Origin of the sequence: Mesorhizobium sp. dw_380 (genome assembly GCF_018588885.1) — a bacterium.
In the GTDB taxonomy this organism is placed as follows: domain Bacteria; phylum Pseudomonadota; class Alphaproteobacteria; order Rhizobiales; family Rhizobiaceae; genus Mesorhizobium.
Map to the genome: position 1 here is coordinate 84,636 of NZ_JAFFIW010000005.1, position 13,148 is coordinate 97,783.

General features: G+C 57.8%; 9 protein-coding genes. 3 read left to right on the forward strand and 6 right to left on the reverse strand.

The annotated features are described in order from the left end of the window. The first annotated feature begins 621 nt into the window (after positions 1-621). Positions 622-1,743 (forward strand): DUF418 domain-containing protein, encoded by a 1,122-nt coding sequence (locus tag JT360_RS06610; RefSeq protein ID WP_214470758.1) that lies wholly within the window; start codon positions 622-624, stop codon positions 1,741-1,743. A gap of 1,529 nt (positions 1,744-3,272) precedes the next feature. Further along, positions 3,273-3,485, forward strand: a complete 213-nt coding sequence (locus tag JT360_RS06615; RefSeq protein ID WP_127249593.1) for a cold-shock protein — start codon at positions 3,273-3,275, stop codon at positions 3,483-3,485. 228 nt (positions 3,486-3,713) lie between these two features. Here JT360_RS06615 and JT360_RS06620 read toward each other — a convergent pair whose 3' ends face one another. The 6 genes from JT360_RS06620 to JT360_RS06645 all read right to left on the reverse strand — a co-directional run bounded on the left by JT360_RS06620 (position 3,714) and on the right by JT360_RS06645 (position 9,635). Next, on the reverse strand, positions 3,714-4,184 hold the full coding sequence (locus JT360_RS06620; RefSeq protein WP_127249594.1) for a Ros/MucR family transcriptional regulator: 471 nt from the start codon (positions 4,182-4,184) through the stop codon (positions 3,714-3,716). Positions 4,185-5,090: 906 nt separating this feature from the next. Next, positions 5,091-5,633: a tetratricopeptide repeat protein gene (locus JT360_RS06625; RefSeq protein WP_082826568.1), complete on the reverse strand. Its 543-nt coding sequence runs from the start codon at positions 5,631-5,633 to the stop codon at positions 5,091-5,093. Positions 5,634-5,686: 53 nt separating this feature from the next. Next, positions 5,687-7,750 (reverse strand): type III secretion system export apparatus subunit SctV, encoded by a 2,064-nt coding sequence (gene sctV / locus JT360_RS06630; RefSeq protein WP_063169272.1) that lies wholly within the window; start codon positions 7,748-7,750, stop codon positions 5,687-5,689. A gap of 232 nt (positions 7,751-7,982) precedes the next feature. Next, positions 7,983-8,873 (reverse strand): SctD/MshK family protein, encoded by an 891-nt coding sequence (locus JT360_RS06635; protein WP_127310091.1) that lies wholly within the window; start codon positions 8,871-8,873, stop codon positions 7,983-7,985. A 117-nt stretch (positions 8,874-8,990) separates the two neighbouring features. Continuing rightward, a complete protein-coding gene (locus JT360_RS33495) occupies positions 8,991-9,233 on the reverse strand; it encodes a nodulation protein NopA (protein ID WP_224570034.1) in 243 nt (80 codons plus the stop codon). 72 nt (positions 9,234-9,305) lie between these two features. Next, positions 9,306-9,635 carry a hypothetical protein gene (locus JT360_RS06645; protein WP_081714433.1) on the reverse strand — a complete coding sequence of 110 codons (330 nt, stop codon included), beginning with the start codon at positions 9,633-9,635 and terminating at the stop codon, positions 9,306-9,308. A 1,351-nt stretch (positions 9,636-10,986) separates the two neighbouring features. Here JT360_RS06645 and JT360_RS06650 point away from each other — a divergent pair. Next, positions 10,987-13,098: a T3SS effector XopP-like protein gene (locus tag JT360_RS06650; protein WP_250888650.1), complete on the forward strand. Its 2,112-nt coding sequence runs from the start codon at positions 10,987-10,989 to the stop codon at positions 13,096-13,098. Positions 13,099-13,148: the final 50 nt, after the last annotated feature.

A 13,148-nucleotide genomic window follows, 5' to 3' on the forward strand; every position in this document is an offset into this window, starting at 1 on the left:
TTAACAAAGCCAAACGAAGAGCCCCTATGAAACCCGTCCTGACCTCGGCACTTTTGCTCAATGTGACCCCCGGCGGCTGCATCAGCAAATTGATTTGGGAAACAGGCGCGCCGGTTCTAATGACCGACGCAGGCCGAGGTCTGGAACAGCTGGACCAGCGAACGGCGTCTTCGGTTTTTCAGGCAACAGCCACATGGAAGAATATGATTGGCTCGACCATGCGCCGAGCTTTGTCGAACGGATTGGTCGCGGGCGCACCACCACAGATTATGGCAGGTTTACGCCCTGGCCTTGACACCCGGGGTGATCGTCACCGGCGGAGCCGCGGCGTACTGATCGGATATCCAACGTCGCTGAGTCTCTCGTCGGTGCAGTGGATCTCTCGGCTTAGCCATCATGCAAAAAACGACGGTTCCGCGACACCACTTTTCAGGTCCGTGACACAGGCTTTGTGAGCCGATCTGTTGTTCTTACCCCAGGCTAATGGCTGAACAGCTCTGTCGCCGGCTCGATGCGCCAGATGGCGCGATGTTTTGAACCCTTTCACGAGGCGACGGCAGCAGCCGACCGGCTCTCCTATCGCGGCTCCCGCGATCCACACACCCAACAAGGGAATCTACCATGGTAAAGAAGGCACCGGTTGCCGACGCTAGGAATGGGTCGGTAGTAGATCGGCTGGTCGGCATCGACCTCGCTCGGGGCCTGGCTGTCTTCGGGATGTATGCCGCCCATCTCGGTCCCGACCCCGGCGAAGGAGGACTAGTCGGGTTTCTGATGGAACTAACCCATGGGCGGCCGTCGGCCCTGTTTGCCGTATTGGCCGGTTTTTCAATCCTCCTGATTACAGGTCGCAAGGCGCCGAAGTCGGGGATAGCCGGTAGACAGGCCATCGCCAGAGTCGCAATTCGTGCCCTTGTTTTGCTCGCGCTTGGCTCAATCCTGGGCTGCCTCGGTACCCAGGTCGAAGTCATCCTAGAATACTACGGAATTTGCTTCTTGTTGGTATTGCCGCTCCATCGGCTCAGCGCATATCAGCTGGGCTTGATCGCTGCCGCTACGGCATTAGTTCTCCCGCAAGTCCGTTCCTCCCTTCTGTCGGTTGCCCCCAACCTCCTCGACCCGGTCTTCAACCTCATGGTCAACGGCTACTATCCCGCGGTGACCTGGGTTCCTTTCCTCATCGCTGGCATGGCCATCGCGCGCCTTAATCTTAATACGCTAGCAGCGCATTGGCGCCTTGGTCTGGCGGGGGTCGCGCTGGCCGTGTTGGGCCATGGGGGATCCTTGCTCGCGCTGAGTTCCCGCGCTTTGACTGAAACCTCCTTGTGGTGGTCTGACGTTGACGGCGCTTTTGAGCCTTCCAAGTCGTCATTTATAGTCAAGTCGTCATGGATAGCCGCACCTCATAGCGAAACGACGCTTTCGATCGTGGGCAGCACCGGTTGCGCAATGATCATCTTGGCGGCTTGCATGCTCGCTGTGGATGCGCTCCCGCGTCTGCGAAAGCTGGTCTGGCCAATAATCGCAGTCGGCTCGATGTCTTTGACGGCCTATGTGCTGCACATTGCGGGAATAGCCTATCTTATGAAGATAAACATTTTCAAAGACGAGAGCCTGTCCACGCTCTTTGGCTTCGTTGTGGTTATCAGCACTTTTGCGGTGCTTTGGCTGCGCGTCTTCCAGCGAGGACCGGTGGAAGTGCTGATGGGTAGGGTCGCAGATCTCGCGCGTCACATCCGCTGAGCACCGCCGCGCCCCGGCCTCCCGATCACATTACGGACAAGGTGGGGCTTTGTCCAAAGCTTGTTCGCGGCAGGGGAGGGTACTTCCTCCCACCCTGCCGCCTTGTTGATGGAAGCTAAAACGGTCGCGCAGGCGCTAGAGTTGAATCGGCATAATCAGCTTAAACTCGCGAAGTTAAACCCGCGGTTGGTCTATCTCGGCCCGCCTCACCTGAAAGGCTAAGGTATCCGTTTCGGTCAAGGGTTTTAGGGGCCATTTTCGCTGCGCCTTGAGGAGAGCGTTTGCTAGGATGAGGAGCTTTCGCAACAAGATGATGACCTTTGCGGGTTTGCCTGCCGCCTTTAGCGCCTGGTATTTTGCCTTGAGGTCGGGGTTGAAGCGCAGGGCGAAGGCCGGGCATGTAGAGGGCCTGGCGAACATTGGCCCGGCCGCCCCGGATGAAGGCGCGGCCGCTCCATTTTGCCGAGGCCGGCGAGGCTTGCGGCCTTTGGTTCCGAGTTCCGGCATGTCGATGGTGAGTGTGCAGGCGGTGGCATCCGATGCGCCATATGCTGGTCAGGATTTCGCGGCGCTGGACAGCGTCGGGATCGGCTTTCATGAGGGTAAGCATCGTCTGATCGATATCGCTGAGTTCACGTGGATCTGCTTCCAGCCACTCGTTGTTGTGGCGCCTGAGCAAGGCAAGCGGTCAAGGTCTGGCTCTGGTGCTGGCTGCGGTGCGATCCCCGCACGGGCCAGGTGCCGATCGTGTCGACGATCCACCTCGCCGCGACCAGAGAGCTGCTACTCTCTTCCGCTGTTCATTCTGGCCTCTTCGCAATGAATGTCATAAAATCACCTGTCGCAATTAATGGTTTTTGATTTGGCTCCAACAGCTGGCAGATATCGCCGAGAGTTCCGCAGAGAGCGTCGAAAGTTTTGGCCGCCTTCTTCCGCAGCCGCGCCTTGAGTTTTGAGCAGACCTGTCTTGATCGGGTTGAGATCGGGCGAGCATGGCGGCAGGATCAGGAGCCAGTGCCCCTTTGGCCAACCAGTGGGCGGCGCGTACCTTGCCGACAATCTGGGGTTCCGAACCCGACAGTTGGTTTTCAACCCGACAGTGGCCCGCCTCAGAGCAGGCTACCGGCAGAAGCTAATCGAGGTTCGCGGGTTCCGGTTTGAATGTGCAGGTCGCTGCGCGCCTGATCTTTCGGTCTGGCGGCACATGACAAAAACCCTCATTTTGGCCGACGATACCCGGTCAGGAGCGGGTATCGCAGTCGAGAAGCGACCCGAGCACGTCCACAAGATGTGCCGAGTTTGCAAGGTGTGTCATTGTTTCTGTCAACGTTCGAGCGACAGGGCACGACGAAACGTCTGGCATACGCCTCGTCTGGCACGCGCCTCGCATATGTTGCAGTTGCTGCTGGAGATCAGGCGATCGAGTGGGCCTTGCAATTTTCCGATTTTGATGCGCCTAAAGTCTCGTGTACAAATCAGGCTGGCGTGAATGGCCTGCCTAAGTTGCGACTTATTACAAAGGAATGGATATGGCGACTGGAACGGTGAAGTGGTTCAACAGCACGAAGGGTTTTGGTTTTATTCAGCCTGACAACGGCGGTCAGGATGTCTTTGTCCACATTTCCGCTGTTGAACGAGCGGGCCTGTCGACCCTTAATGAGGGCCAGAAGATCAACTACGAGGTGGAACAGGATCGCCGCACGGGAAAGTCCTCTGCAGGCAGCCTCAGCAAGGTTGGCTAACGGTCCGGGAAAGCCTTGGCAAGGTTCGTCATCGCCGGAACGCATTGACGGCTCGAAACCCGGGCCGGAGCATGCAAGTTAATGCCGCGGCAGGGATTGCTGGAGCCATCATGAATTACTCTGGAAATGAGGCTCTTGGACGGGAAAGGCGGGGCTCATCCCCGCCCTTTGATTCCGCGCAGATTGGGCCAACGGCTGCTGCGCGTCCGAACGACTGTTGATACGGATTTAGGCTGCGACCTTCTTGCGGGTCCGTTTCGCCGGCGCCGTGGCTGGGGCTTCCGGCTCTTTCGGTTTGCGGCCGAGTCCCATGGTCTTGGCCAAGGCGGAGCGCGCAGCGGCGTAATTCGGCGCCACCATGGGATAATCCGACGGCAGACCCCATTTGGCGCGATATTCGTCTGGGGTCAGACCATAGTGCGTCGCCAGATGGCGCTTTAGCGATTTGAATTTCTTGCCGTCTTCAAGGCTAATGATGTAGTCCGGTTCGATCGACTTTTTGATCGGGACAGCAGGTTTTTTTAAAGGCACAGGCTCTTCTGCCGGTATGAGTCCAGCCGTGCCGTTTAGAGCCCCGTGCACTTGGGCGATCAGGGCAGGAAGCTCCCCCGCCGGGACGGGGTTGTTGGAGACGTAGGCTGATACAACATCGGCAGTGAGCTCGATGAGGATGTCGGTCTTGTGGGGTTCTTCTGTCATAAACTTCTCCGGGCAGCTTGAAACACAGTTGGGCGAAGTGTCGCTTCATAGTGGCGGTTGCCGCTGAAAGCAAATGGATCGACGGGTGCGCTGCTCCTCCACCATTGAAGTCTCGGCGACGCATCCCGTCATCGTCCATCGCTAAAGGCAGCGTATTGAATAGCGTATTGAATTATGGGAGCGGTCGCGCCCGCCCCACCATAGCGATACAGCAAGACAATCAAAAAAGCCGGTCTTTGCTTGGCCCCAAATCTTTTCTCCTTTCGTGAACGCTGAGCTGCCAAGCTGCTACAGTTCACCTCGCGGGGCAACCGTGCACAACACAGGAGTCGCCCGAGCGATACATTCTTCACTTGCCGCTTATCAGCGCTGGTGATTGCACTTTGCAGCCTGCCTCCGGACCCGCAGCGCTCACGCTGTTGGTTTTGCGCCTGCAGGCGTCGGAAGTCGGATCGCCGCAGCTAATTTCCTCAGGCGGACGAATTCAACAAATCGATTGTTTGGATCGAAGGCATCCACACCATCGATGCCTCTAGAATATGATCCAGCTACAATCACCGTGCTGTAATGGCCGGGACGGCCAGCACAAGCGCGACACGATCCGGCGGGTCCATCGCTGCGTTACGTATTCATGGCTACTGCATCGGGCGCTCGGTCGACCGCCTTAAGCCAGGTCGCCGCATTGCGAGACGGTGACCGGCGAGGGAGAGGGCGCTCTGGCAACGAAGCGAGGCGGGTGGCCTTGCGGGTGGCCGCGTGATGTCATCCGGCTCTCCTGCCGATCTCTGCCGGCCAGATCTGGAGCAACTGTTTTGCATAGATATGGCTCTCTTCAGGGGGCCATCTATGATGGGAGCCGAGCGCGTGTTCGAGCCGGGGAACAGGCTGCGCATGCACTGTGCCCACCTATTGCGATCGTGCTAACCTTGGTTGTTCGGACTTGCCGTTAAAGGCAAGCGACAGATTGAAGTTATGCTGCACCATCTGATTGCCTGGCTCGTTTTCGAGAGCTCGCCGATACAGGGCCTGTGCCGCGTCATGCCGCCCCTCAATGTCCAAAATCACGCCCTTCGCATTCAATGCACGTACGTTTCCTGGGGCTGCAACCAAGACGCTGTCGAGCACCTCAACCGCTTCGTGCGGGCGCTTCTGGCCCACCAAGGCATTTGTAAGTCGTATCGCCGCATCAACATTGTCCGGGTGCTGCTTCACCTCATCCCGCAAAGCCCGCTCTTGAACATCCTGACCAACTTCGCGCAAAATGCGTTCGCGCATAGCCGGATCGATTTGATCGGCGCTGAGCAACTCGGGGGAAGATGTCTCCTGCACGGAAAGAGCCGGCTTTTGCCAGCTGGCGCAACCGCCCAAAGGCAGAATGGCGAGTACGGCAAAAAGAAGTGAGTTCCGGCGCAGAAACATAGGCGATGGAGAAACTGTATTACTATTCATGTTATCTCTCAGTTATCGGGGAGGCGCGTGGCGTTCAGTTAGGAAAGGTGGGACTACTCTAACAATCCGCTGTTCGATCCGTGCGGGAGTGTGACGGATCCTGCGGGGCGAATTGTAAAGTCGGAGGCGAGGTCTTGATACGACAGCACGGCGAGATCAACCCCGTTTCGCGTCAGAAAGCCGCGGACGAAACGTCGGACATCCATCGACGTCAACAGAATAGGGCGGGTTTGACCCGGTTCTGCGTTCGAAAGGACCTGACGTATCTGTGATAGCATCGCTTCGCTTTGCCGATCCTCCAGTGCGAGATAGGGGCCTGCATCCGAATCTCGAACCGCGCCACGCATCACATCCTCGCTCTCGCGCTCGACGACCAGGGCGGACACGATGCCCTCCGTGTTGGCATGGCGGTGGCAGATCTGTCGCTTCAAACCAGAACGGACATATTCCGTCAGCAGGGCAACGTTTTGCTCACGCTCGCTCCATTCGGCCAATGCCTCCAACACGAGACGGGTGTGGCGGATTGGGATACCTTCCTCCAGGAGGCGGCGCAGAACATCGGCAATCCGAGGAATCGGCGTCGTGCGTAGCACCTCTTTCACAAGCTCAGAATATTCCTGCTCCATTCGGCCCAGGAAATGTCGGGTCTCTTGGATGCCCACCAATCGCGGTGCGTAGCGGGTCAACGCTGCATGGACGCGCAAGGCGAGGAGTTCGCCGGGAGCCCTATGCTCCGTGCCGGCGCCCGTAAGGGCCTTTGCAGGGGTATGTTCAACCGGGAGTCTGTCCGTTTTCGGCTCACGTCTAAGGGGGACACCGCTCGAGTCGACGTGCGCTACATCGGCTCGGAGCGCCATCTGGTTTGGATCTAAGGCGTCCTGTTCGACTGGCACGCCCTCGACATCAATTCGGAATTGCGATTCAGGCAGCTGCTCGTCAACCAAGACAGGGATGCGAGGAACGATAATGCCCAGATCGGCTGTGACCAGGAGCGAAACGCGCCCAATATGTTTTTGCAATTCGGCTTGATCGACCGCCTGCATAAGATCTGGCGCTAGAAAAAATGCGATCGGGAATTCCTTCGCAGGCGCGGCTTGCTTAGGCTCCGCTGCAGTTCCACCTTTCGCATCGGCAGTGCCGGCGCCCAGCACATCAGCCTTGACAATGCTTACCGCAGCGAACACTGCGGCCAGCATCAGAAAGACGGGGAGGGGAAACCCAGGAACGAACCCCATTACAACCAGGACGCCGGCCGCCAGTCGCAAGGCTCGAGTGCTGGCCGTGAGCTGACTGACCATTTCTGTACCGAGGTTGATCCTCGCCGTCCCAGTCACACGGGTGACGATGGTCGCCGCAGTAATGGAGAGCAGAAGGGCCGGAATCTGCGATATCAATGCATCGCCTATCGTCAGCAGAGTGTAGTGATGCAGTACCTCGCCGAAGGACATGCCCTTGGAGAGCAGGCCGATCGAAATTCCACCCAGCATGTTGATGCAGATAACCACCAGCCCGGCGATGGAATCGCCCTTCACAAATTTCATCGCGCCGTCCATCGCGCCATAGAGTTGGCTTTCCTTCTCCAATTCGGCGCGCCGCCGGCGGGATTCGTTGGCATCGATGTGGCCGTTGCGTAGCTCTGCGTCGACCGCCATTTGCTTGCCCGGCAGAGCATCCAGCGTGAAACGCGCCGCCACTTCTGCCACCCGTTCGGCACCCTTCGCGAGGACCATGAATTGCACCATGGTGACGACCAGAAATATGACGAAACCCACCACGATATTGCCTGAAATGACGAAATCGCCAAAAGTATGAATAATGCTGCCGGCCTCCCCCTCGGCCAGGATCAGTCGCGTCGTTGCGACCGTGAGCGCGAGACGGAATACAGTGGAAATCAAAATAACGCCGGGCAAAGAGGAAAAATCAAGTGGAGTACTGACATACAGGGCAACCATCATCAGCAGTATGGCCAACCCCATATTGAATCCTATCAGGGCGTCGACCACCACGACCGGGATAGGCATGACCATCATCGCGACAGCCAGAAGCAGCATCAACGCAACCATTAAATCCGGGCTGGCCGGCGCACGCTTGATGAAGTCACGCAGGACGTTGGCCATCGAGACACCTTTGCAATCGGTTGAGACTTACACTGCTGTTACGCCATGAAACGTGGCTTTCGAACTCCGAAGGCGCCTCAGCCTTGGCCAGCGCGTGACCCTGCATGAGAGCCACAAGCAGGCGCGAAATGGCTGGGCAGCAAATGTTTCCAACGCAGCCAGCTTGTCAGCACCGAGCGCGGCAGGATGTTTGGCTGGCCATAGAGTGCTGCTTGATGGGGCCTGCGAGCTTTCAATATTGGAGAGCAGCAATGCGGCCATTCCTGCTCAGCAGCACACGGCTGTCCTCAATCCGTTCGACCACCCATCCATCAGCCAAAATGGCGCCGACAAAATACTTCTCGCTGTCGATGACAATATATGGTTGGACCCCATGCCACACAGCTTCGACCGCGATTGCGGATGGCGCCTTCTCCTCTTTGATGAGCACTCCGTTCACCAGTGTTAGAGTACCCTTGGTGCGACGATCGAACGATTGCTGAAGCTTCTGCCAGCTGATGACCGATTCAGACGTGACGGTGCCTTCGGCGGTCACAACACCCTTTGCTGACCCAATCTTGACGTCGAGAAGACCCGCTCGATCGACTTCCTCCTGCAGCTCTTGGGCCGCTGCCTCCGTAAGTTCATTGTCAGCGCGGTGACTGATCGTTCTGGACGCGACTTCAGCCCGAAGTGAATTGGGGCTCGATCCACTTGCATTGCCAAGATAGGAGATCGTGCCTGAAAGCGCGCCGATCCCGAGTGAGCTGATTATGACCATGGCGAGCACACCGATCGGTAGGCGCGGTATGCCGGTCGAACCAGGCGGCTCTGCATCCTGCACGGACAAAGCAATGGACATCTCGCCTACGAGCAGGACGACAGGAAGGGGCACAACAACGGACTGGCCTGCGGCCATATTCCGGTTGCCCTCGATACTGATTCCGGGTGCAAGCGCCTCCAGTTCGATCGACTTGCCAAGAAGAGTTACACGAAGGTGATGCGGTGCCAGTCCCTGCTCGACAAAGACCAAATCGGCATCGAAGCCGCTGCCGATTAAACACTTTTGAAGATCCGTCTTGCCGGTCAGACCGCAATAGTGCCCCGAACGCACTTCGAAACGGAGGGAAACGGCGTCATCCACAGAGCATCTCTCAAACAGGATAGAAGCCGCATGGCAATTGCCATGCGGCTCATTTCGGGACTACGTCGCGTCAATAAGGAGACGCGCTAAGGGGCAGTCTAAAACCCGCCTCCGACATTACGAAACGCGTTCGTCGGCGGCCTTCTTGATGGTCTGGAGATTGGTCGTTAGAGTGCGCAACTGGACACTCCTTTTCGTCGCCTCCAAGCTAACATTGGTTAGTTCCTGCACTTGCGCCTGAAAAGCAGTAGCATCAGCTCCGCTTGTATTGCCGGGAGTGCCACTGTTAGTTTTATCGGTATTGCCGGCGCTACTGGTATTGGTATTGCCTGATTTTTTATTATTATCAACTGCAGCCATGATCATTCCTTTTTCTGTTGGAGTTGTGCCGTCAATAACGGCCTGTATGACCTCACGCCGGATTTTCCCGCGTCAGGCATCTTCTGTGTCATCCAAAGCTTCATCGGCCTCAGCCATCGCATCGTTCGCGAATTGGAACGCGAACGATCGCAGGATACTTTGGAAGGCTTCACTTTGTGCTGCAGACTGTGAGTTGTCTTGAAGTTGATCATTTGAAACGGTTCGGTTATCCGCCCGATCGTTCCCGCCAGCTGCCTTGCCATCATTCCCACCAGCTGGCTTGCCATCATTGCCATCAGCCGGCTTGCCATCACCAGAATGCTCGGATTTCGAATCCCCATGGCCCTTTCGGATCAAGGAAGTCCCGAGGTTGCCAACTCCACTCCCAATTGCTGCTATCATCAGGTACTCCGGCATTTGCCATTGGCGGCGACGTGTTAAAGGTTAACCTCGATCAAGCTAAGCGCGGGAGCTTTCGAGAACCTGACGGCTTTTGACAAAAACCGGCCAGCGCAAAAACCGTATGCTCTGCAGGATGTTGCTCTCGCATCGAACAGTCGACCACGATCTCGGCTGTTCGGCCAATCCCGCCGTCCACGCATGCCGCGACCGAATGGCAGCCGCAGCAGCTCGTTTGCATCTCGATGCTGTGGTGTCGAACAGGAGACGCGGTCCACGTGCTGCATGACCGCAATGACCGTATTCTTGCTGGCTCCACGGGCGCACGCAACGAGCAGGAACTCGGTCTTTGCATCACCATTCTCTCGCCTGCACATCACGGCCCGGCGCGGTGAGCTCATTGGCCTCGAGAAGGTCGGCGACCGTACGAACATGGGATGGTCTGCCGGCTTTGGGAGGCCGGTGCGGATCCTCTTCTCACCATATCGAAAGCTTGAAGCGGTCGGATTTTCTTGCCCTGTTCGTGAGAACTCCCATCGTCAGCTAATCGTCAGCCAAGCGGTCTATCTAGGCCGGCCGTGCCTGACCTTCGGATCCAAAGGTCCCGTCTCGACACTTTTTGTAACTATAGATCGAAATGGTTTCCCGCGCGATACGCAACGCACACGCTTCTCTGAAGCAAATGTGTGACTTTTTCGGTGGCGAACGAGAGGAGTGACGCATCAATAAAATCGTCAGGCACGTGTCTAGGAAGGGCAGCTGGCCGAGTTGGTCTGATTTCATTCGCTGTTCCTGGAAATCGGCGGACTGAAGCGCTGATAATCTCAGGACATCGATGGCAACGTTGCGAAAGTCCTGTGAGCTCGGGCCAATCTTGGCCTGCTACTGAGAAGCACTTTGGCGGGAACATTACGCCGTCGCGGGTCTGGCTGACCGTGACGTTAACCGAAAGATGCCGCTGGTCTCGTCAGCCGCCAGCACAATAGCAGCACATTCTCGCCTACTACGGAGACGCAATATGAAGGGCATTGGCCGACCACGGAAATCGCAGGCTGAAACTGGAGCCAGCCGCGCGGGGCGGGCGAGCAGTTCCCTTTCGCAATCAAGTCTTGCTGCGGGAGAAGGTGGACAGTCATTCGATTCCGTTGTGGAGCAGATGCGCTCTGGGGACGCCGATAGGAGGCCCTCCTCCCTTCCAGTTGCGCGCGGTCCAGGCGATGCCCGCGAAAGTCTGCCAGGCGCCTCGATTGGCGAAGATCAAATCCTGAACACACCGCCACGTGGAGCCGCTGCGCCACCACGCGGAACCGTAGCGCCACGTGGCGCAGCCGCAAGGCGGCGCGGTTCTCCCTCCATGTCTGAGGGCGAAGCCATGGCGCCGGTCGGTAGCCAACTATCAACCGCGCAGGTGGAAGGCACCAGCTCATCGTCAAATGAAGATATCAGTCCGACACAGCTCAGAATGAACAGTCTTGTTCAACAACTGACTGATTGCGAGGCTGCGGCCAGGAAAACCGACGTCCCCGAGGAGGCGGTGGAGCTGATCAGTCGGGTCGTCGGTGCAGCCTCAGCAATTCTGGAGTACCGCGCTAGCCTGCCTGCGGCTGAGGCGCAGACAATTATGCCAGACGACAAGGTGCGTAGATGTTGCCAGATCGTGTGCGACGCCGCGAATGAAGTAGACCAACTTGGCCTGTCGACGATCACGAAATTGGACGAAAAGACCAAGATAGCGGCAGGTATGGTCGATAGACTCTACTCCTACTCCCAGGCGGACCGGCAGGAGCTGTTGATTTTAAATGTGGAGAACCACCATACGGCGGCAATTAAGTGGTGGGAAAAAAAGGCATGGCGCTCCGAACGACAGCGATCCGCCTGCGCTGCCACCGCTAGCCTATCCAGTGGAACGCCCGTGATGCGGGAAGCCGAGCGGTGCGCACTGCGGCTGCGTGCCGGCTCGGTACTGAGTGTCAGGATCTGGCTGGTCCGTGAGCGGATCGGTCTTGCGCGGGCCAAGATTGAACTGCGGGCGAGCAGGTTCGAGCCAGATTTGAAGGAACTCCTCGTCGGTCGAAATGGAGTGGTGCAGCTGATGGCAAGCGCCGCTCAAGAAGCTCTTCGCGCCCTCTCTTTGGCGAAGGGCATAATGGATGGCAAAACACTCAACGCTCATGATTGCGCGGTTGTAGAAAAAATCATGGAGCGGCTTTCGGATTTTGGATTGGCGTTGCACGAGGTGCATACCAAGCTAAGCCATACCTACCCAGATGCCGGCCTCCCATTGAAACTGTTCGAACGGATCGTGGACGATGCATGGATCACTGCGCACGATGCCATGCACTTGTTGAACCTGCAGTCTCCGCCGTCAGCCATCATGGCGCCACAGACCCAGGCGGGCGCTGCGATGCCGGCCAGGGCAGGCGCTGCGATACCGGCTGACACTGCTGGTACGGCTGCAGTGTCAGAAGGCACTACAGCGCGAAGGAAAGGGAAGTCAAAGCATAAGTCGGCAGCTCGCGCCGGGACTTCTGCCGCCGGGCAGCCATCAACACCAGTCGCTGCGAACGCCGGCACAGTGCCAGCAGCCAAGGTTCTCGCGCGCTCGGATCAAGTTGCGAGTACACAGGTGAGAGCGCAAGAGGTGGCTGCGAGTTCGTCGGGGGCAGGCTCGACAATCGGGGGCGCCGCGTTGTCAATGGAGGTATTGACGGAGCGGCTCAAACGATTGGACGAACTTTTGCAGTTCGATCTGGCCGGTCAGCAAAGCGTCGTCTCCCAAGTGCGCCAGATGAAGCCTGAGGAGGCCGGTAAGGTCGTGGACGATGTGGCCCAGTACCTGCGAGCCCAGGCCATTGAGATGCAAACCTGTCTCGCCGGGTTGCAGGGGCGTAATGTACGCCTGCTACTCACCTCCACCCAGCTACCCAAAGTGCACGAACGCACAGACCAGCTCAAAGGGTTGCTGAACATGGTGCTGGGACAGGCCAACGCATTGAATGAAGGAAAAGCCGGCATTACGACTGATTGCATGAAGACCTACGCATTTCCGGCGCAAAAATACCTGGAACATTTGTGCAATGCCGACGAATTGATGCCGCCGGAGGCACCGGTCGCGCTGCGTGGCGAGCCAGGAAAGCTGTTTGAGATGAAGCTGCAGCCCAAGATGCTGGTCAATGGTGCGATGCCGAGCCCGATGTGGGTGCACATCCACACGAGTCGCCCCGTCTTGGCCAGAAACTTAGAAGGGCTGGCTGATTCCGAATTCACCGCTTGCCACGTTAAATCCAACGAACAGCGCGGCTACAATCGAGAGCGAGAGGAAGCCGATGCTAGGTCCGGTCGCGAGAAGGTCATAATTCATCGCGGCAAACTCACCCCCGCTTTCTGTAAGTCTTTGTTGACCTCGGGGCTTGGCCGCCAACCACGCAATTCGCGTGCCGAGCTCCCGTCGGCGCAGGCTGCATGACAGGGCACGTACTTTGGGGTCTAGGGCAGAATGCGGCCGGCCACGCTGTG